Consider the following 21,225-nt stretch of genomic DNA (forward strand, 5'->3'; position numbering starts at 1 on the left):
TCTCCCGTACGACGCCCGGACGGGCGCCGGCCTCAGCGCCCGACGCGCTCGATCAGGCCCGCCGCGGCGTCCGCGGCGACCTGCTCGCGCAGCCGGTAGTGGATCTTCTTGCCGGTGGCCGTCGTGGGCAGCGCCTCCACGAAGCGGTACGCCCGGGGCCGTTTGTAGGAGGCCAGCATCGGGTGCGAGCGGCAGTGCTTCTCGCAGTCCTCGACCGTCAGGGCGGGGTCCCGGCGTACCACGTACGCGGTGACCAGCTGGCCCCACTCGGGGTCGGGCAGACCCACGACGGCCGAGTCGGCGACGCCGGGGTGCTCGCCCAGTACCTCCTCGACCTGCACCGGATGCACGTTCTCGCCGCCGGAGAGGATCATGTCGTCCTTGCGGCCGACGATCGTCACGTACTCGTCCGCGTCCCAGGTGGCGAGGTCGCCGATGTACAGCCAGCCGTCGCGGAAGTTCGCCGCCTCCTCGTCCGGCCGGCCCGTGTAGCCGTAGCCCGACTTGGGGGAGCGGACGATGACCTCGCCGATCTCCTGGCCGTTCTTCGCCGCGAGGTCGTCGGGGGCGGCGCGGCGGTCCTCGTAGACCTTCACGACGGCCACGTCGTCGTCAGTGGAGGCGCGGCCCGCGCTGCCCGCGTGCTCCGGCAGGTCGGCGGGGCGCAGGAACGTGTTCCAGAACGCCTCCGTCGTGCCGTACCCGTTGAAGATCCGCTCGGTGAGCACCCGCTGGTAGCGCAGGCACGCGGCCCGGTCCAGCGGCGCGCCCATGGTCACGATGCCGCGCAGCGAGGAGAGGTCGCGGGGCGCGGCCTCCTGCGCGTCCGCGAGCCGCTCCAGGTTCGTCGGCGCGCCGATCAGGAAGGTGAGGCCGCGCTCCTGCACCAGGTCGAGGACCGTCCCGGCGTCGAAGTGGCGCAACGGGACGGTTTCGCCGCCGATGTAGAACACCGGGTTCGGGCCGCCCGCGTACAGTCCGCCGCGGTGGAACCACGGCGTCATGTTGAGCGTGCGGTCCTCGGGAGAGAGCGGGAAGTGCATGATCACGTCGTGCGCGGAGAGCACCTCGGTCGCGTTGTTCAGCGGCACGCCCTTCGGCATGCCCGTGGTGCCCGACGTGTACAGGCGCGTGGTCTCCGCGTAGATCCCGCCGTCCGGCTCGGGCAGCGCGGGGCGGCCCTCGCCGCGCGCCGGCAGGTCGGCGAGCGCCACGGAGCCCGGCAGCGCCGCGTCGTCGGGATCGCCCGAGGCCACGTGCACGATCAGCTCGGGACGGTGGCCGGCGAGAGCGAGCGCCCGGCCCGCGTTCTCCGCGACGGCCGTGTCGTACACGAAGGCGCGCGGCCGGCCGGTGGTCAGCACGTGCGCGGTCTCGCCCGGTGCCAGCCGGAAGTTGACGGGCGAACCCACCGCGCCGAGCCGCTGCGTCGCCAGGTACAGCAGCGCGAACTCGGGGGTGTTGAACAGCTGGTACGCGACGAGGTCGCCCGCGCGCACCCCGGACGCCGCGAGGCCCGCGGCCAGCCGTTCGACCTCGTGGCCCAGTTCCGCGTACGTCCAGCCGCGACCGGACGCGGGGTCGTACATCGCGGTGGCGCGCGCGTACCGGTGCGTGTTGCGTGCGAAGCCCGCCCAGTACGTGAAGCGGTTCTCGAACACGGCGCGGTACGCGGCCGGGTCGTAGCCGGGTGCCTCGGCGGGGTCCGGGTCGGTCATGTTGCTGTTCCTCTCAGGGAAGCCTTCGGCAGGCACCGGCGGTGATCAGACCGCGCGCAGTACGGCGACGCAGTTCTGGCCGCCGAAGCCGAACGCGTTGACCGCGGCGGCGCGCACCTCGGTCTGCCGGGCCGTGTGCGGCACGTAGTCGAGGTCGCACTCCTCGCCGGGGTTGTCCAGGTTGATCGTGGGCGGCACGATGCCGTCCCTGATCGCGAGCGCGCACACCATGGCGGAGAGCGAGCCCGCCGCCCCGATCAGGTGGCCCACCATGGACTTGGGCGAGCTGACGGCCAGGTCGTACGCGTGGGAGCCGTAGACCTCTCGGATCGCGCGGGTCTCCGTCAGGTCGTTGATCCGGGTGCTGGTGCCGTGCGCGCAGATGTAGTCGATGTCGCCCGCGTCGGTGCCGGAGGCGCGCAGCGCGAGACGCATCGCGTCCATCGCGCCCTCGCCGCTCGGGTCCGGGGCGGAGACGTGGAAGGCGTCCGAGGTCAGGGCGCCGCCCGCGACCTCCGCGTACGCGCGGGCGCCGCGCGCCCTCGCGTGCTCGGCGGACTCCATCACGCACACCACCGCGCCCTCACCGAAGACGAACCCGTCGCGGTCCGCGTCGAACGGGCGGCTCGCGTGCGTGGGGTCGTCGTTGCGGCGGGACAGCGCGCCCATGTTGGACAGGCCGGTGAACATGACGGGGGTGATCGCCGAGTCGGTGCCGCCCGCGATGACCACGTCGGCCTCGCCGGACAGGATCAGCCGGCGGGCCTCGATCAGCGCGTAGATGCCGCTGGCGCAGGCGAGCGCGCTCGCGGTCACCGGGCCCCGGATGCCGAGGTCGATGGCGACCTCGCAGGCCGGCATGTTCGGGATGACCGACGAGACGAAGTACGGATTCACCTTGCGCGGGTCCAGGTGCATGGTGTCCACGGCGTTCTCGACGCCGTCCATGCCCGCCACCGCGTTGTTGACGACGACACCGACGCGGCGCGAGTCGACGCCGTCCGTGCCGATGCTCAGCCCGGCGTCCTCGACGGCCTCGCGGGCCGCGGCGATCGCCAGCTGGGAGAAGCGTGCCGAGCGGCGCTCCCGCTTGCGGTCCAGCAGCTCGGAGGGGTCGAAGCCGGTGACCTCGCCCGCGATGCTCGTCTGCATGCCCGTCGCGTTGAAGCGGGTGATGGGTCCGACACCCGACTTGCCCGCGAGGAGCGCCTGCCAGGTGCTCTCCCGGTCGTTGCCGACGGGGGTGAGGGCGCCGAAGCCCGTCACCACCACTTGCTGATTGCTCTGCACTGCGCTCCTCCTGCTCGGCTCCGGACTGCCAGGCATGGGCCTGCCAAACCTTGAACCACAATCCGGCCGTTGTCGATAAAAGTCACGGACTCGGCGCGATATGCCCGCCTCATACGCGCCGTATGTCCGTCAAGCCCCGGCTGCCACGTTCGTGCGGCCCCCGCTTGCCGGGTCTGTTCCGCTTTGTCCCATCGGGGCGGCCGGCGTCGTTGCGGAACCGGTATCCGCGGCGCCGATTTCGGCCACCGCCCCGCCCGGCCGCCGGCCGTGCCCGGTCCCGCCGCCGGCCGCGGCCCGCGACGCCACCGCGGCAGCCGTACGCGCCACGACGCGGTGCGCCGCCCGCAGCCCCTCCGCGGTGGCCCGCACCGCGTTGAGCTCCCGCGTGCCGCTCACGCCACCGGCCTCCTCGAACGGCACCCCGGCCCGCCGCAGCGCCGCCCGCGCGTCCCGCTCCGACTCCTGGCCCGCGGCCAGCACCACATGGTCGGCGGCCACCAGGCGGCGTTCGCCGTCCGCGTCCCTGACCACCACGCCCGCGCGCGTGATCTCCTCGTACTCCACCCCGACGAGCGTCTCGACGCCCGCCGCCCGCAGTTCCGCCAGCGCGACCCAGCGGGTGCTGGGGCCGATGCCCGCACCGACCCGGCCGCCGCGGCGCATCAGCGTCACCGAACGGGCGGCGCCCGCCGACGTGCCCTTCGCGGGGGAGCCGCCCGTCACCGCGTGCGCGGCCAGGAACTCCTGCGGGGTGGACTTGGCCCGGGGCCCCGCCGTCAGCAGGTGCGCGAGGTCCACGGCGATGCCACCGCCGCCGATGACCGCGACCCGGGGGCCGAGGGCGTCGGGGTCCGCGAACACCTGGGCGTAATCGAGCACGTGGGGCAGCGCGAGCCCCGGCAGCGTGGGCCGCAGCGGCAGCACACCCGACGCCAGGACCACCCCGTCGAACGTCCGCAGCAGCCCGACGTCCCCGTGGCCGACGCGGTGCCCCACGTGCAACGGGGCGCCGTGCTCCGCCAGTTCGGCCACATGGTGCCGTACGGTCTCCGCGAAGTCCGCTTTGCCCGGGACCTGTCCCGCCATCCGGAACTGCCCGCCGGGCTCGGCCGCCGCCTCGAACACCTCGACGTCGTGGCCGAGCGCCAGCAGCGTCCTCGCCGCCTGGAGGCCGGCCACGCCGGCCCCCACCACGGCGTACCTGCCGCGTCCCGCCCCGGGACTCCCGGCGGCCGCGAACTCCGCCTCGTACCCGGCCCGCGGGTTGACCAGGCACGACACCCGCTCGGTGCCGAACGACCTGTCGATGCACGCCTCGTTGCAGGCGATGCACAGGTCGGCGCTCTCCGGCCGGCCCGCACGCGACTTGGCGACGATCGCCGCGTCCGCGAGGAACGGCCGGGCCATCGCCACGAAGTCCACCTCGCCGCCCGCGAGGACCTCGTCGGCCTGCGCGAGCCGGTTGAAGCGGTTCGACGCGATCACCGGGACCCCGTCGAGGCCCGCCCCCAGCAGCGCCCGCTTGACGTCCTTCGCGAACGCCGCCCACGTACCCTCCGGCACCTGCGCCTGCACGGTCGGCACGGGCGACTCGTGCCAGCCGACGCCCACGGCCAGCGCGTCCGCGCCCGCCCGTGCGAGGGCCACCGCGAGGTCCGCGGTGTCCTTCGCCGGGGTGCCGCCCTCCACCAGGTCCGCCCCGGACATCCGGAACAGCACGGGGAAGCCCGGCACCGCCTCGCGCACCGCGCGCATCACCTCGACGGGGAACCGGCGGCGGCGCTGCGCGTCGCCGCCCCACGCGTCGTCGCGCTGGTTGGTCAGCGGCGCGGTGAACTGGTTGATCAGATAACCCTCCGACCCCATCACCTCGACGGCGTCGAAGCCCAGGTCGCGGGCCGCCTCGGCGCCCCGCGCGAAGTCCTCGACGGTCCTCGCGATGTCGTCCGCCGACATCTGCCGCGGCGTGGCACGGGAGAACCTGCTGTAGACGGGCGAGGGCGCGAACGGGGCGCCCCCGTCCGTCCCGGCCACGCCGGGCAGCGCGTACCGCCCGGCGTGGAACAACTGCAGCGCGATCAGGCCACCCGCCGCGTGCACCGCCTCGGCGGCGCGGCGCAGCGCGGCCCGGTGCGAGGGATCGCCGACCATGCCGTACCCCGGCCCGCCGGCCCCCGCGGGGGAGACCGCCGTGCCGCCGGTGACGATCAGCGCGGCCCCGCCGCCCGCACGCTCGGCGTAGAACGCGGCGAGCGCCTCCCCGCCGTCCTGAAGGGCCTCCAGATTGAGGTGCATGGCACCCATGACGATGCGGTGGGGCAACGTCAGGCCGCCGATGGCACCTGAGCGGAAGACATGGTCGAACACGTGCAGTCCCTCTGTCGGATTCAGCACTTCTCCGCCGGAATCAGGCTTCCCGCGTGGGACGCGGCGGAAGCCGCAGTTCGGGACCCGCGTCCGCGAAGAACGGCGGCGCGACCACGCTGAGGCCGCCGTCGACCACCAGCGTCTGGCCCGTGATGTAGCCGGAGCCCTCACCGAGCAGGAAGTTGATCGTGTCGGCCATCTCCTGCACCGTGCCCGGCCGGTTCGCCGGGATGCGGTCCAGCACGCCCTGCATGTCCGGCATGCCCTTGACGTTGTAGAAGTACTCCAGGGAGTCCGAGTCGATCAGACCGCCGTTGACCGCGTTCACGTTGATGCCGTACGGCGCGAACTCCACCGCCATGTACCGCACCCACGCCTCGATCGCGGCCTTCATCGCGCCGAGTGTCGCGTACGTCGGGTACGCGCGGATCGAACCGTACGAGGACAGCGCGACGATCCTGCCGCCCTTGTCCATCAGCTTCACGGCCTCCTGCGCGCCCAGCACGAAGGGCCGCAGGTTCATCGCGTAGGACCGGTCCAGGTGGTGCGGGCCGACGTTCACGATGTTCTTGAACGCGCTCGCGGCGGCGTTCGAGACGAAGTTGTCGAGGCGCCCGCAGCGCCGCGCGACCTCGTCGAACAGCGCCTGCACGCCCTCGGTGGTCTCGACGTCGGCCTGTACCGCGAAGCCGTGGCCGCCGGCCTCCTCGATGTCGGCGACCGTCTTCTCCGCCAGGTCGGCGTTCTTCTTGTAGTTGACGGCGATCGTGCCGCCCTCGCGGGCCAGGGTCAGGGCCAGGGCGCGGCCGATGCCGCGCGAGGCTCCGGTGATCAGCGAGACCCGCTCGGTCTTCGGGGTGTCCTGCGTGCCGCTCATCGGGCGGTCTCCTTGGTCGTCGTGTCCGTGGCGTTCGTGGAGTTGCCGGAGGCGGTGGAACCCTCGGCGGTCCTCGCCGCGGAGGCCGCCTTCGCGCGCTGCAGCAGCTCGCGGAAGACGACCGCCTTCTGCACCTCGTTGGTGCCTTCCTCGAAGCGCTGCGCACGGGCGTCCCGGTACACGCGCTCGATCTTCTGCGACTTCCAGTAGCCGAGGCCGCCGTGCACCTGGAGCGCCTTGTCGGTGACGTTCGTCAGCATCGTCACGGCGTGCATCTTCGCCATCGAGGACTGCATGGACGCGTCGTCCGCGCCCTGCTCGAAGCGGCGGGCCGCGTGCAGCACGAGCTGCTTGGCCGCCTCGATGTCCGCCTGGTTCTCGGCGAGCAGGAACTGGATGGCCTGCCGCTGCGTGAGCGACTTGCCGAACGTCACGCGGTTCGCGGCGTACTCGATGGCCAGCTCCTGCGCGCGCTCCGCGAGGCCCACGCAGCTCATCGCGACGGAGATGCGGGACGGCGTCAGGAAACCGCCGAGGAAGACCTCCAGGCCCTGGCCCTCGGCGCCGAGCCGGTGGTCGACCGGCACCGGGGTGCGCTCGAAGGTCAGCGACGCGTGGTCGGTGCCGGTGACACCCATCGTGTTCGACGTGTCCTCGACGGTGACGCCCTCGGCCTCGCGCGGCACCAGCAGCGCGACGGTGCCCTCATGGCCGCTGCTGCCCTCGACGCGCGCGGCCAGCAGGAAGTAGTCGCAGCGCACCCCGAAGGTGATCAGGTGCTTGCGGCCCGAGAGGTAGTACGTGTCGCCCTCGCGCACCACGGACGTGGTGATGTCCGCGCCGGTGCCGTTGCCCGGCTCGGTGAGCGTGAACGCGATCTTGATCTCGCCGGTGATCGAGGGGATCACGAAGCGCTTGCGCTGGTCCTCGGTGGCGTGGCCGTCCATGGACCGCCAGATGCCGTTGACCACGTGCACGATCATGCGCACGGAGCCGTGCGAGCGGGAGAAGATCTCCATCAGCTCCATCCAGCGCGCGAAGCCGAGGCCGTGGCCGCCGTACTCCTTCGGCGCGGCCACGCGCAGGAAACCGAGCTCGTTCAGCTCGGCCCACAGCTCCTCGGGGACCTCACCGCTCTCCTCGATGCGCTCGGCCCAGCGCTCGCCGGGCCCCTCCACCCACTGCTCCACCTGGGTCCTGAGCCGGTGGAACTGCTGGTCGTCGGTCATCTGCTGCTTCTGCCTTCCGTCTTTCCCGATGTGGTGCGAGGCCTGACGTCGGCCGGGCACCGTGGCCTGCCGGGCGGGGGCCGCTCCGGGAGGCGTCCGAGGACGCCTCCCGAAGCGGTGCTCCCGCTGCCGGAGGGCATGGTCTACAGCGCGCCGTGCGGGCGCAGGCCGCGGGCCCTGGCACGCAGTTCGAACTTCTGCACCTTGCCGATGGGGTTGCGCGGCAGGACGTCGATGGGCTCCAGCCGCTCCGGCCAGTACTGCTTGGCCACCTGGTGCTCGTCCAGATAGCGCCGCATCTCCGTGAACTCCAGGGTCGCACCGTCCTTCAGCACGACGAAGGCGCAGGCACGCTCGCCGAGCCGCTCGTCGGGCATGGCGACGATCGCCACGTCCTCGACGGCGGGGTGCGCGAACAGCAACTGCTCCACCTCGGCCACCGGGATCTTCTCGCCGCCGCGGTTGACGACGTCCTTCACCCGGCCCGTGATCCGCAGGAAGCCGGACGCGTCGATCGTCGCCAGGTCGCCCGTGCGGTACCAGCCGTCCTTGGTGAACACCTCGGCCGTCAGGTCGGGGCGGTCCAGGTAGCCGTCGAACACGGTGGGGGAGTGCAGCTCGAAGTTGCCCTCCTCACCCGCGGGGAGCACCAGGCCCGAGTCGTCGGTGATACGCAGCTCGATGCCGTCCAGCGCGCGGCCGTCCGAGCCCCAGCGCTCGCCCGGTTCGTCGCCAGGCGAGGAGAGGGCGCCGAGGCATGTCTCGGTGGTGCCGAAGGCACCGCACACGTCGGCGCCGAGCAGCCGGCCCGCGCGCTCCGCGAGGCCGCGCGGCACCTGGGCGCCGGTGGCGACGAAGATCCGCAGGTTGCGGGGCGTCTCGCCGCTCTCCTCGACCGCCCGGACCAGGTCGGCGAGGAACGGCGTCGCCGCCTGGACGAACGTCGCGCCGTGCTGGTTGAGCGACTGGAGGGCGCGCTTGGCGTCCCAGTCGGACTGCACGATCTGCGGGACGCCGAGCACCATCGCGAGGACCATGCCGTACAGGAAACCGGTCTGGTGGGCGAGTGGCGAAGGCACCCAGATCGCGTCCCGTGCGCCGAGGCCCAGGTGCTTGATCTCCATGGACGCCGCGCGCACCAGGTTGGCGGTCGGCTGCGTGACGCCCTTCGGCTCGCCCGTGGTGCCGGACGTGAACAGCAGCTGCGCCGTCATGCCGGGCTCCGGGACGATCGCGTCGAGTGCGGCGCGGTCCACGACCGCCGCGTCGAGCGCCGCGCCGAAGTCCCGTACGGACAGGCCCGTCGCACCCGCGTCGGGGAGCGCCGCGGCGCCGCCCGCACCGGACAGGACCAGGACGTGTTCCAGGGCGGCGCGGTCCGCGTCGGACAGGCCGAGCACCTCTTCGGCGGGCTGGCGCGAGCGGTACTCGTCGGCCACCACCAGGACACGCGCCCTGGAGCGGCGCAGCACGAAGCCGACCTCGCGCTCACGGAAGAAGGGGATGATGGGGCAGCACACCGCGCCGACGCGCAGCGCCGCCAGGGACAGCACCACGAACTCGACGCGGTTGGGCAGCTGGTACGCCACGTTCTCGCCGGGCCGCACGCCGAGGTCGAGCAGCAGGGACGCGGTGCGCTCCACGCGCTCCGCCAGCTCGCCCCAGGTGACGACCTCGTCGTGGTCGGACCGTACGTCCACCACCGCGGTGTCGTTCGGGCGGGCGGCGGCGCGCCGGCGCAGCCACTGGGGCAGTGTCACGCCGGCGGCCAGGTCCGGCCTGGTGACCTCGCGCTCCAGGCGCCGCGGCTTGGCCTTGCCGACCGCGCCCGCGCCCTCCTCCACCGACATCGGCACCCCGAGGGTGTTCATGCCGTCGAGGAAGGTGGGGTACGAGATGCGGTACGCGTTGGGGTAGGTGAGGGTGGAGTGCCCGCTGGCCCGCGACGACGCGATGGCCAGCGACATCAGCACCCGGTGGTCGTTGAACGACGAGAGCCTGGCTCCGACGAGACCGCCGACGCCGCGCACCCGCAGGGTGTCGCTCGTCAGTTCCAGTTCGCCGCCCATGGAGTTGAGCTGGAGCATCGCGGCGGCCCGGTCGGACTCCTTGAGCCGGGTGTGCGCGATGTTGCGGAACACCGACTCGCCGTACGCGAACGTGCCGAGCGTCGAGAGGATCGGCAGCATGTCCGGCACGTCACGGCAGTCGATGTCGACGCCCTTGAGCATCGGACGGTCCTGCTGGATGCGGACGCCGCCGGCGGCGTGGTCGATCTCCATCGGCACACCCATGGCGCGCGCGATGTCGATGAAGTGGAACTCGGGGTGGTCCGCGGGACCGCCCTCCAGCGAGGTGATGCCGCGCAGCAGCACGTCGGAGGGGTGCAGCGCGGCGGCGGCGATCCCGAACGCGGCGGAGCCGATGTCGGGCGGGAGCGTCAGTTCGACCGGGCGCGCCTCCTGGTGGGGCTCGATGTCGAACCGGCGCCAGTCCTCGGACACGGTGACCTGGAGGCCGAACTGCCGCATCATCGCGACCGTCAGTTCCAGGTACGTACGTTCGTTCAGCTCGCCCTCCACCTCGATGGTGGTGTGCCCGGTGGCGAACGGCGCGAGCAGGATCAGGCCGGAGATCCACTGCGAGAGCGTGCCGGCGATGCGTACGTGGCCGCCGGTGGGCCTGCGGCCGGTGACCTGGACCGGCGGGCAGTCGTCCGCCGACTCCACTTGGACGCCCATCTGTTCGAGGGCGCGCAGCAGGGGGCCGACCGGACGGCGCCTGAAGTACTTCTGCCCGGTCACCGCGACGTCGCGGTCGGACAGGGAGGCGAGTCCGATCATGAAGTAGAGGGTGGTGCCGGAACTGCCGGCGGAGACGGCGGCGCGGCGCGGCTTGTAGCGCCCGCCCAGTCCCTTCACCACAAAGGTGTCACCGTCACGTGTGACTTTCACACCTAGACCGCGCAGCAACTGCACGGTGTACTCGACGTGCCGGGCGTCGGAGAGCCCGTGCACCCGGCTCTCCCCGTCGGCGAGTGACGCGAGGATCAGCGCGCGGTGCGCGTGGTACTTGGAGTTGGGAACAAGGACATCACCGGTGAGCGGGTGCTTGATCCCTTTGACAAGAAGGTGCATGGGGGCTTGCTACTCCCTGGCCAGGCGGGCACACCGGGCCACGGTCGTCACAGCGGGGGCGGCGCCGTCGTCGTCGCGGCGCGAAGGCGCCGGGACACCACGGGCACGGCCCCGGCCGTTGAGACCGTGACTCGGTGATGGAACCGTCTGTGAGACGGCAGTGGTTACGTTATGAAAGCTGGGGCGGGCCGGTATGCGACATCGCCGGTCGGACCGATGTGCGGTCCTTACGGGGGACGACGGCCGGCCTGCGAGCATGAACGCGGGCACGGGCACGACCGTATCGCGAAGTGGCGCGAGCGCTGGGTGAGCGCTCACGGGGGTCAGTCACTCCGCGCGGATCGCGGCATCCGATGACGCGTCGAACAGATCGGACGGCTGTCATGGCGTCGAGCCCACGCTGGGGGGCCCTCTGGTCGTGGCAGTAGCCGAGGTGCGCTCGTGCGACCCGGGACGGGGTGCACGGGGAGGAGCGTCCGGATGACGAGCCCGCGCGGAACCACGCCGCGACGGCGGTGGTCCTGCTGGAAGTGCTCGGTCATATGAGCTTTATATCAATGCTCGGTACATGCATGCAGCTCGCCCCTTACGAGTGAGACGAGCGATGAGCGGTGACCGTTCCCGGACCTGCGGAGATCTTGACGTTGTGGCGGACGCCACTGCGCCGGGCGCCCGCGTCTCACTGATCCGGGCGGCCCAGCAGGCCCTGGACGGTCGGCATCATCAGGGTCCTGCTCTTGAGCCGTACGGTCGCGCGGTTTCCGAGCACCAGTGCGTCGCGGCCGAGCACCGGCAGCAGCGTGCTCCCGCCTTCGGGACCGAACGGCACCGAGAACGCCCGTACGGGGGAGGGCCGGTAGGGGCGCGGAGGCGTGCTGTGCCTCACACCCTCCAGATGCGCGCGGATGGTGTGCGCCGCCGCCTGTCCCTGCGCGAGGGCGGACGGGCTGAGTTTCGCCTCCGCCACGTCGTTGACGTCGCCGATCGCGAAGACGTCCCGCTGCCCGAGCACCCGCAGATGCGCGTCGACCCGGACATGGCCGCTCCCGTCCAGCCATCCGCCGAGCCCCGCGAGCCGCAGCCACAGCGTGTTCGGTGTGGTGCCCGTCGTCCAGAAGACCACGTCCGCGCCGAGCGGGGAGCCGGCCTGGTCGCGCAGTCTGCTGCCCGCGGAGGTGACGAGCGTGTTCAGCAGCACGCGGACGTCGTGGGTCTCCAGCCAGGCACGCGCCCTGCGGCCCATCCGGCCGGTACCGAGGCGCGACAGCAAGTGCTCCCCGGAGTGGGCGAGCGTGACGGTGGCGCCCGGGTTCGCGCGCCGCAACTCCGCGCTCAACTCCACACCGGACGGCCCGCCCCCGATCACCAGCATCGAACGGGCCCCGGCCGCGCGCCGCTGGTGAGCGCGGAACGAGGTGGCCGCCTGGGCGATGGTGCCGCCCGTGAAACGCGCGGGTTCCTGGTAGTCGGCCCCGGTCGCCAGCACCAGCACGTCGTAGGTGACCACCCCGCCGGAGGCGAGGACCACCTCGCGTTCTGCGGTCCTCACGCCGAGTGCCTTGTCACGCAGCACGCGTCCCCGCGCGAGCAGTGCGTCGTACGACAGGAACGGCGCGTACGTCCACGCGCTGTCCGAACTCGCGCGCAGCGAGGCGATCCGGTGGAAGAACGCCTCCTTGAGGTCGATCAGCGTCACCTCGGCGTGGGGGTCGAGGTCGCGTGCGAGCTTCACACCCGCATAGCCTCCGCCGATGATGACGACCCGCCGCGCGGTCATGGTCGTGGCCATGGTCAGCCCACTTCTTTCCGCTCGCAACTGTTGCCTTCGTAGGGTGAACGTGCGCGGGGCGCCAGTGGTTCAACGAGCGTCCCCGGGGATGCTCGACCCACCCCTTCCTCCCTCCCCCTCCCGGTGCCCGCGGGTGCGGGGCGCCGGAGGCGGACCCCAGGGTCCCGAAGGGACACGTACGTACGGGAAACGGGCGCGTGCGGGCGCCCCTTCGCCCGCTTCGTGCCGGTGCCCGCGCCGGGCGGCCCACCGCGCCCACCGCGTCCACGGCGGGTCGCGCCGCCCCCCGCCCGCGGTGCCGCCGGGAGGCGACCTGGGAAAGGTGCTTTACGAATCCGCCTCGGGCGCCGCTCTCACACGTCCCTGCGCATGTCGAAGACGCGCTCGCGGGCCGTCTGGGCCGCCCGTGCCACCGCGCCGAGCAGCACCGCGTCGTCACCGAGGGCCGAGCCGACCACGCGCGGGCGCAGCGGTGTCAGATCCCGCAGGCACGCCCGCAGCGGCGCCAGCAGCAGATCGCCGTTGCGGCCCACCCCGCCCCCCAGCACGACGAGTTCGGGGTCCAGGACGGCGGCGAGCGCCGCGACCGCGTGCGCGAGCCGCGCGCCCTCCCGCTCCACCACCCGCAGCGCCGTCGCGTCCCCGGCGCGGGCCGCGGCGAACACGTCCTTCGCCGTCCGGATCGTGGCCGCCGGCATGCCCATCGACCGGGCCAGCGCGACCACGGCGTCGGCCGAGACGGCGCCCTCCATCGGGCCGCCGCGCACCGCGGGGTCCCCGGCGCCCGGCCCCCGCGCCGTCCCCGCGGGCTCCGGGCCCCCGCCACCGGGGCCGGCCGCTTCGGGCAGCGGGAACATCGGCAGATAGCCGATCTCGCCCGCCGCGCCGTGGCCGCCCCTGAACAGCTTGCCATCCGCCACCACACCCGCGCCGAGGCCCGTGCCGACCCACAGGTACGCGAACAGCCGCGAGCCCTGGCCCGCGCCGAGCGCGTATTCGCCGAGCGCCGCGAGGTTGGCGTCGTTCATCACGTCGAGGCCGGTGCCGAGTTCCGCGTGCAGCCGCTCGAAGAGACCGCTGCGGCCCCACCCCGGCAGGTTGACCGCGTAGCGCACGCGGTGGGTGCCGGGGTCCGTCACGCCGGGGCTGCCCACCACCGTGTGCACCACCTGGGACCAGTCGAGACCAGCTTCGGCCGCCACCGAGCGGGCGAGACGGGCCGCTTCGCGCACCATCGCCCCGGCGGTACGGGCGGTGTTCGGTGTGTCCCTGCGGCCGACGACCGTGCCGTCGAGGTCGGCCGCCGCGGCCCGCAGCCACTCGCGCCCCACGTCGACACCGATCACATGTCCGGCCGTCGGATCGGCGGCGTAGAGCACGGCGGCCCTGCCGCGGCCCTGGCCCCGGCTGACCTCGCCGGTGCGGCGGACGAGGCCCGCGCGCTCCAGGTTGGCGAGCGCCGCGGAGACCGTCGGCTTGGACAGGCCGGTGGAACGGGCGAGTTCGGCACGTGAGGTGGAGCCCGCAGCGCGCAGGGCATCGAGCAGCACCCGCTCGTTGTAGCTGCGCAGGACGCCCCGGTTCCAGGCCTGTTTCCCGACCGAGGCTCCGGCCGGTGCGCGGGCCGCCTCGCCACCGGTCCCGTTGACGCCGTTCAGAATCGTCCCTCCTCGCCCGTTGACGTTCTTTTGTTAAGGATTCTAACTTGGTCCTGGCATCGTCTTGATGGTTCCTTGACGTCGCCTGTTCCGGCAAGCCCGGTCCCCCCTCGCGCCGCGGGGAGGGGCTCCGCACCCCACGACGACAGCAGCCCCGACGGACTTCAGGAGAGGGCCCGGATGCCCGACACCGACCGTAAGACCACGACGAACGACATCGGGTTCGTCCGCACCATCGGCCAATTCCAGGCGAGCGCCATCAACATGAGCCAGATGGTCGGTATCGGGCCGTTCATCACGATTCCCGCGATGATCATCGCCTTCGGCGGGCCGCAGGCCGTCATCGGCTGGATGGCCGGCGCGATCCTCGCCCTGGCGGACGGTCTGATCTGGGCCGAGCTCGGCGCGTCCATGCCGGGCGCGGGCGGCTCGTACATCTATCTGAGGGAGGCGTTCCAGTACCGGACGGGACGGCTGATGCCGTTCCTGTTCACCTGGACGGCCATGCTGTTCATCCCGCTCATCATGTCGACGGGAGTGGCCGGGTTCGTCCAGTACCTGACCTACCTCTGGCCGTCCATGTCTCCGGGCCAGGGCGACCTCATAGGCCTCGCCATGTGCGTCGCGGTGGTGGTGCTGCTGTGGCGGCGCATCGACTCCGTCGGCCGGCTCACCTCGGTGCTCTGGGTCGTCATGATGATCAGCGTGGCCTGCGTGATCATCGCGTCCTTCACGCACTTCCACGCGTCGGACGCCTTCACCTATCCCGCCCACGCGTTCGACTTCGGCTCCACCAAGTTCTGGCTGGGCTTCGCCAGCGGACTGACCATCGGGATCTACGACTACCTCGGCTACAACACCACCGCGTACATGGGCGCGGAGATCAAGCGGCCGGGACGGGTCCTGCCCCGCTCCATCATCTACGCCATCGTCGGCATCATGTGCATCTACCTGCTGATGCAGATCGGCACGCTCGGCGTGGTGAACTGGCACGACATGATCGACCCGGCCAATCCGGCGTCCCGGTCGGTCGCGGCGGTGGTGCTGGAGAAGGCGTGGGGCAGGACCACGGCGGACGTGGTCACGGTGCTGATCCTGATCACCGCCTTCGCCTCGGTCTTCGCCGGCCTCCTCGGCGGCTCCCGGGTGCCCTACGACGCGGCACGCGACAAGGTCTTCTTCAAGCAGTTCGGCACCCTGCACCCGAAGCACCGCTTCCCGGTCCTTGGCCTGGTGACGATGGGCGTGATCACGGCGCTGGCCTTCCTGATCAGCCGGCACCTCGGCAACGCGCAGACCCATCCGCCGCTGACCGTACTGATCACCTTCCTCACCACGACCATGGTGATCGTGCAGGCGTTCGCGCAGATCGCCGCCGTCACCGTGCTGCGCAGGCGGCAGCCCGCCCTGCGGCGCCCGTACCGGATGTGGCTGTACCCGCTGCCCAGCATCGTGGCGTTGGTGGGCTGGCTGACGGTGTATGTGTTCGCGGACAAGAACAACCCGGGGCTGCATCCCATCGAGGGGTCACTGGGCTGGGTGCTGCTCGGCGGCATCGCGTTCCTCGTGTGGGCGAAGGTCGAACGCACCTGGCCCTTCGGCCCGAAGGAGATCAACGAGAACTTCCTGAACGCGCCCGTGGACGACGCCGTGGACGGCGAGGCGGCGGGAGCCGGCGCGGACACCGGGGGAGCCGTCCGACGGGAGCAGGCGTGAGGGACGGCACGTCGGCGGACCGGGCGGCGGGCGGGCCGGACTTCGTACTCGGCGTCGACATCGGCGGTACGAAGATCGCCCTGGCCACCGCCGACCCGGCGGGCGGCATCCTGCGCACGGCACGCCTCGACACCCGCGCGTGGGAGGGCGCCGGTCAGGCGGTCGAGCGGGCCCTGCGCGCGGCGGCCGACCTGCGCGACGCCACGCCCGGGCGGCTGCTCGGCGTCGGCGTCGCCGCGCCGGGGGTCGTGCACGAGGACCACATCGCGTACGCGCCGAACATCCCGGGCCTCGCGGACATCGCCCTGCGCTCCCGGGTGGCGGCCGTCCTCGGCCCCGCCCCGGTAGGGGTGGACAACGACGTGAAGGCGGCCGGACTGGCCGAGGCGCGCTGGGGCGCGCTGCGCGGCGCCGACCCCGGCGTCTACCTCAACCTCGGCACGGGCCTGGCCGTCGCCCTCGTGGCGGGCGGCCGGGTCCTGCGGGGCGCGCACGGCGCGGCGGGGGAGATCGGCTACCTGCTGCGCGACCGCTCCGACCGGGCGGGCGTGGCCTCGGGCCGCGCACCGCTGGAGGAACACGTCTCGGGCCTCGGCCTCGCCCGCCGCGCGGGCGAGGTGCTCGGGGGGACCTGGACCACGGCGGAGCTGTTCGCGGCCACCGGCGACCGGGCCCGCGCACTGGTCGACGAGGCGCTGGACACGCTCGCGGTCCAGGTCGCCAACGTGGCCACGGCCCTCGACCCGGAGGTCGTCGCCGTCGGCGGCGGCATGAGCGCCGTGTCCGACCGCGTGCTGCCCGCGCTGGCCCGGCGCCTGGCCGAGGCGGTGCCGTACCCGCCCGCGCTGGTCACGGCGCGGTTCGCGACGGACGCCGCGCTGCGCGGCGCGCTGGCCCTGGCGCCGACGGGACGCGACGAGGGCCCCGCCTGAGGCACCGCGGCCTTGAGCGGCCCTCGGTCCGGCGCGGCCCGCGCGGCAGCCGCCGCGCGCGGGACTCCCGGCTCCCCGGACCTGAGGCCCCGCCACTCCGGCACCGGGCGCCGGTACATGACGGCTCCTCTGCTGTCCGGGTGGGCGGGGCGCGGGGACGGGCGCGCGCGGGCGATCCACGCACGCCCCCGGCGTACAGTGCCGGCGGCGGGCGGTCGGGGCTGGGGAAGGCACAGTCGACGGTGCCTCAACTGCCCCGATCTGTCCCGAACGTGCACGAGAGGCCCCCGCATGCACCAGCACAGGACAAGACTCCCCCTCCTCGCGGCTCTCACCAGCGGCGTACTCGCCGCGGGCTGCCTTGCGCTCCTCCCCGCGACCACCACCTCCGCCACCGCCGCACCCGCACCCGGTCCTGCGGCGGGCGCCGCCGCCGGGACGCGGCAGGCCGATTTCACGTCCGCGGCGGCGGAGTTCCACGTTCCCGCCTCCGTCCTGCTCGCCCTGGCCTACGAGGAGTCGCGGTGGGACGCGCACCCCGGCCGGTTCAGCACCGGGGGCGGCTACGGCCCCATGAACCTCACCGACGTCACCGCGAAGATGGCGGGCGCGGGCGGCGCGGGAGCCGCGGGACGCGGTGACATCGCCTCGTTCACCGAAGACCCCGCACTGCACACACTGACCACCGCCGCCCGCCTCACCGGCGCGTCACCCGCGGCACTGCGCACCGACAGCGGTGCGAACATCCGCGGTGGGACCGCCCTTCTCGCCTCGTACGAGAAGACCCTCACAGGCGGCACACCCGCCGGCCCCGCACAGTGGTACGGGGCCGTCGCCCGCTACAGCCGGGCCGTCGACCGCGCAACCGCGGGCGCTTTCGCGGCGCGGGTCTACGCCACGCTGCGCACCGGCGCGAGCCGCACCGCGGACCAGGGGCAGCGCGTCGCCTTCGCGGGCGATCCGGCCCTGCGGCCCTCGGCCGCACAACTCGTCAGGGCGTATCCGAAGGCCCCGGCCCAGCCCGGTCCCTCGGCCCGGGCGACCGAGTGCCCGGCCACGGTGAGCTGCCGGTTCGTGGCCGCGTCGCCGTCCAACGGCCAGGTCGCCGACCGGCCCGATGACGGCATGTCCGTCAAGTACCTCGTCATCCACGACACGGAGACGTCGTACGACGCCGCGGTCAGGCTGTTCCAGACGGCGGGCGGCGCCTCGGCGCACTACGTCATGAAGTCCTCGGACGGCTCCGTCACCCAGATGGTGCCCACCAAGGACCTCGCCTTCCACGCGGGCAACTACTGGTTCAACATGCACTCGATCGGTATCGAGCACGAGGGCTACGCCGCCCAGGGCGCCACCTGGTACACCGAGGCGCAGTACCAGGAGACCGCGGACCTCGTGACGTACCTCGCGGCGAAGTACGGCATCCCGCTCGACCGCGAACACATCATCGGCCACGACAACGTACCGGCGCCGACCGACGGCACGGTCGCGGGCATGCACTGGGATCCGGGACCGTACTGGGACTGGAACCGGTTCATGGCCCTGCTCGGCGTCCCGGCGCCCTCCTCCCACGGTGTGGGCGCGGTCGGCACCGCCGTGACGATCACGCCGTCCTTCGCGGCCAACGTCCAGACCGCGAAGATCTGTCCGGCCGACGACCCGTCGGGCGCCACCCCGGCGTGCACCAGCCGGCGCGCACCGTCGAACTTCCTCCCCGTGCGCACCGCGCCCGACCCGGGCGCGCCGGTCGTCGCGGACCCGTACGTCCACGCCGGCGGTGAGGGCACCACGGGCATCGCCGACTGGGGCGGCACGGTCTCCGCGGGCCAGCAGTACGTGGTCGCGGGGACCAGCGGGAACTGGACGGCGATCTGGTACGCGGGCAAGAAGGGCTGGATCCTCAACTCCGGTGGCGCGAACACCACTCCGGCCCCGGGCGCGCGCATCGTCGGGGCGAAGGGCACGGGGCCCGCGAGCGTACCGGTGTACGGCGCGGCCTACCCGGACCCGTCCGCGTACCCCGCGGGCCTCACCCCCTCCACGATGGCCCCGCTCAGCAGGTACACGATCCCCGAGGGACAGGGCTATGTGGCCACGGGGCCCGCGGCGGGGGCGGACGACTACTTCGCCTCCAGCGCCACGGTGGTCACCGGCGCGCGGAAGTTCTGGACCATCCAGTTCAACCACCGTGTCGCCCTCGTCGACATGGCGGCGGTGAACTCCTCGCTCAGCAACTGACGTGACGGGTCCCGGCGGGGGGCGGACCCCGGCGGGGACGCTGTGCGCACGGCCCGCCACGGCCGCCCGCCCTCACGGTCCCCGCCGTCATGGGCGGGCGAGGCGCTCGCGTCCCCACCACCCCGGGACCGGGCGGGCGTTGAGGGGTGTCCGCGTCGCGAGGCGGCAGCACCGGGAGCGGCCGAGGACGGACGCGGGCGGCCGGCACGCACCGTCCCCGGCCGGCGCGGGGCACCCGTGCTCGCTCCGCCCGGGCCCGACGGAGTCCCGCGCCGCAGGTCGGCCCGGCACAGCGGGATCCAAGCTTGCCGTTTCAAGCGATGCCCTGATGGAAGAATGCAGCCATGACCGACGACGTGCCGTGGCTCGACGCGGAGGAGTCCGCCGCCTGGCACGCCCTGGTGCGCGCCGTCAACGCGCTGCCCGAGGCCCTGGACCGGCAGCTCAAGCACGACTCGGGGCTGCCCCACACCGAATACCTGCTGATGGCGATGCTCTCCGAGGCCGAGGGCCGCACACTGACCATGACCCGGCTCGCGCGGCGGCTGCGCTTCTCGGCGAGCCGTCTCTCCCGCATCGTCAGCAAGCTGGAGGAACGCGGCCGGGTCAGGCGCCACCGCGACCCCACCAACGGCCGGGTCACCCTGGCCACGCTCACGGACGACGGCTTCGGGGTCCTTCAGGCCGCGGCGCCCGGCCATGTGCGCCAGGTGCGCGCGGTCCTCTTCGACCAGCTCGACCGGGACCAGGTGGGGCAGCTGCGGGCCATCTTCGAAGCGGTGCTCGCGGGGCCGCAGATGGGCCTGCACTGCCCCGGGCGTCCCGGCGGCCCGCAGGCCGGCTGACATCACCGTCCCGGCGGCCGGCCGGCTGACATCTCCGCCCCGGCGGCCCGCCGGCCGGCTACCTCACCGTCCGGGTGCCCGCCCGCCGACCGCCACCGTCCGGCCGGGCGGCGGGCCGTCCGCCCGGGTCGCCCGGGCACGGTGCGTGGCCCCGCCCGGATACCTCAGTCCCACGGCAGGGTCCGCCAGGGGCTCTCCGGGTCCCCCGTCAGCACCCGGTGCGGCTCCAGCACGTTCTCGTACCACTCGCCGAACTCCTCGGTGTCGAAGCGCAGTACCCGCCCCAGCGCGTACCCCGCCGAGAAGTCCTCCCACGACGTGTGGCGGGTGCCCGCGAGCGCGCCCGCACGCAGGATCGCGTCCCGCGCCTCCTGGCCGCCGCACAGCCGCGCGCTCAGGCCCCAGCGGGCGAAGTTGACCGCGCGCCCGTAGTCGTACGCCGCCGCGCTGCGCACATACCCCTCGGGCGGCAGCAGTCCGTCGGCCCGGAAGCGGGCCTCGTAGCGCAGGATCCGCCCGATCAGCTCCTGGATGAGCGGGCCGAGGCCGTCGGGCGCGCCGAGGTCCGCCAGGGCCGTCGCGCAGGTCGCGCGCCATACGTCGAGGGGTACACGCACCTCGTCCGCGCCGGCCAGCTGCCGTCGCACGTCCAGGACGAACTCCGGTTCGCCGGGGCTGTTGCGCGCCTGGAGCAGCGCGTCCATCTGGACCTGCCAGTGCGCGTGCGTCGTCGTGCCCCACGACTCGCGCAGCAACTGCCCGTCGAGGGCGTAGTCGTCGTACACGTCGCCGATCTCGTTCCACAGCACGCCGTTGCGCACGGCCAGCGGCGCGCCGCAGGCCAGGGCCTGCGCGAGCAGCCCGCTCCGCGGCCCGTCGTACTTCGTCAGCAGCGCCACCGGGCGGGGGCCGGCCGGGTCCTGGCCACCGACGCGCACCGCTTTGAGCCAGCGCCGCCGGTGCCGGGGCCGGGCCGGGAAGGTCATCTCCGTCGGCGTCCCCGGGTTCACGCACAGACCGAAACGCGCGTCGGGCCACAGCTCCGCCATCGAGCGCAGCGACGTCCGCTGCACCACCGTCCCCGCGCGCCGGGGCAGCCGCTCGCCCGCCGTGCGCACGGCCACACACCAGGCGCCCGCCCGGTCCCTGCAGGTGCCCCAGCGGACCGATCCGCCGGTGTCCGCCTGCTCCCTCGGCACGTACAGGAACAGGTCGCACCCGGCGAGCACCCGCAGGAAGGCGTCCGGGTCGCCGGTGCCGGCGGCGGCCCTCAGCTCCCGTTCGATCCGTGTCGCGGGCTCCCACGGCCGTGCGAACGAACGCGCCGCGGCCCTTCGTGTACTGTCCACCGGCCGACCCTACCGAGCGATCCTCCGCCGCCGTCGGCGCACCCGCCAGGAACCGTGCGCCGCCCGCCCGCGTTTGTCCT

The 21,225-nt window shown here is 73.1% G+C and carries 13 protein-coding genes; 4 read left to right on the forward strand and 9 right to left on the reverse strand.

What is annotated here, in order from left to right; all coding sequences use genetic code 11:
* Positions 1-32: 32 nt before the first annotated feature.
* From OG310_RS27920 to OG310_RS27955, 8 genes are all read right to left on the reverse strand, one after another.
* On the reverse strand, positions 33-1,718 hold the full coding sequence (locus OG310_RS27920) for a class I adenylate-forming enzyme family protein (protein ID WP_329458612.1): 1,686 nt from the start codon (positions 1,716-1,718) through the stop codon (positions 33-35).
* 45 nt (positions 1,719-1,763) lie between these two features.
* A complete protein-coding gene (gene fabF / locus OG310_RS27925) occupies positions 1,764-3,008 on the reverse strand; it encodes a beta-ketoacyl-ACP synthase II (protein WP_329458613.1) in 1,245 nt (414 codons plus the stop codon).
* A 129-nt stretch (positions 3,009-3,137) separates the two neighbouring features.
* The gene (locus OG310_RS27930) at positions 3,138-5,402 is read right to left on the reverse strand and encodes an oxidoreductase (protein WP_329458614.1); all 2,265 of its coding nucleotides are present in this window, start codon (positions 5,400-5,402) and stop codon (positions 3,138-3,140) included.
* A gap of 13 nt (positions 5,403-5,415) precedes the next feature.
* Positions 5,416-6,252 (reverse strand): SDR family oxidoreductase, encoded by an 837-nt coding sequence (locus OG310_RS27935; protein WP_329458615.1) that lies wholly within the window; start codon positions 6,250-6,252, stop codon positions 5,416-5,418.
* Positions 6,249-7,481 (reverse strand): acyl-CoA dehydrogenase family protein, encoded by a 1,233-nt coding sequence (locus OG310_RS27940; RefSeq protein WP_329458616.1) that lies wholly within the window; start codon positions 7,479-7,481, stop codon positions 6,249-6,251. The genes OG310_RS27935 and OG310_RS27940 overlap by 4 nt, the downstream gene beginning before the upstream one ends.
* A 143-nt stretch (positions 7,482-7,624) precedes the next feature.
* Positions 7,625-10,618 carry a 3-phosphoshikimate 1-carboxyvinyltransferase gene (gene aroA, locus OG310_RS27945; RefSeq protein ID WP_329458617.1) on the reverse strand — a complete coding sequence of 998 codons (2,994 nt, stop codon included), beginning with the start codon at positions 10,616-10,618 and terminating at the stop codon, positions 7,625-7,627.
* A gap of 679 nt (positions 10,619-11,297) precedes the next feature.
* Positions 11,298-12,407, reverse strand: coding sequence for an NAD(P)/FAD-dependent oxidoreductase (locus OG310_RS27950; RefSeq protein WP_329458618.1), 1,110 nt, complete (start codon positions 12,405-12,407; stop codon positions 11,298-11,300).
* A gap of 353 nt (positions 12,408-12,760) precedes the next feature.
* Entirely contained in the window at positions 12,761-13,957 is a 1,197-nt protein-coding gene (locus tag OG310_RS27955) for an ROK family transcriptional regulator (protein ID WP_329458619.1), read from the reverse strand.
* A 288-nt stretch (positions 13,958-14,245) separates the two neighbouring features.
* Here OG310_RS27955 and OG310_RS27960 point away from each other — a divergent pair, with 288 nt between their 5' ends.
* The 4 genes from OG310_RS27960 (at position 14,246) to OG310_RS27975 (ending at position 19,796) form a co-directional block, all read left to right on the forward strand.
* Complete coding sequence (locus OG310_RS27960) at positions 14,246-15,781, forward strand: APC family permease (protein ID WP_329458620.1); 1,536 nt, start codon at positions 14,246-14,248, stop codon at positions 15,779-15,781.
* Positions 15,778-16,713 (forward strand): ROK family protein, encoded by a 936-nt coding sequence (locus OG310_RS27965; RefSeq protein ID WP_329458621.1) that lies wholly within the window; start codon positions 15,778-15,780, stop codon positions 16,711-16,713. The genes OG310_RS27960 and OG310_RS27965 overlap by 4 nt, the downstream gene beginning before the upstream one ends.
* 291 nt (positions 16,714-17,004) lie before the next feature.
* Positions 17,005-18,951, forward strand: coding sequence for an N-acetylmuramoyl-L-alanine amidase (locus OG310_RS27970; protein ID WP_329458622.1), 1,947 nt, complete (start codon positions 17,005-17,007; stop codon positions 18,949-18,951).
* 344 nt (positions 18,952-19,295) lie between these two features.
* A complete protein-coding gene (locus tag OG310_RS27975; protein ID WP_329458623.1) occupies positions 19,296-19,796 on the forward strand; it encodes a MarR family winged helix-turn-helix transcriptional regulator in 501 nt (166 codons plus the stop codon).
* A 164-nt stretch (positions 19,797-19,960) separates the two neighbouring features.
* Here OG310_RS27975 and OG310_RS27980 read toward each other — a convergent pair whose 3' ends face one another.
* The gene (locus OG310_RS27980; protein ID WP_329458624.1) at positions 19,961-21,145 is read right to left on the reverse strand and encodes a DUF1266 domain-containing protein; all 1,185 of its coding nucleotides are present in this window, start codon (positions 21,143-21,145) and stop codon (positions 19,961-19,963) included.
* Between the last annotated feature and the right edge of the window lie 80 nt (positions 21,146-21,225).

This window comes from Streptomyces sp. NBC_01497 (genome assembly GCF_036250695.1).
Classification (GTDB): Bacteria; Actinomycetota; Actinomycetes; order Streptomycetales; family Streptomycetaceae; genus Streptomyces.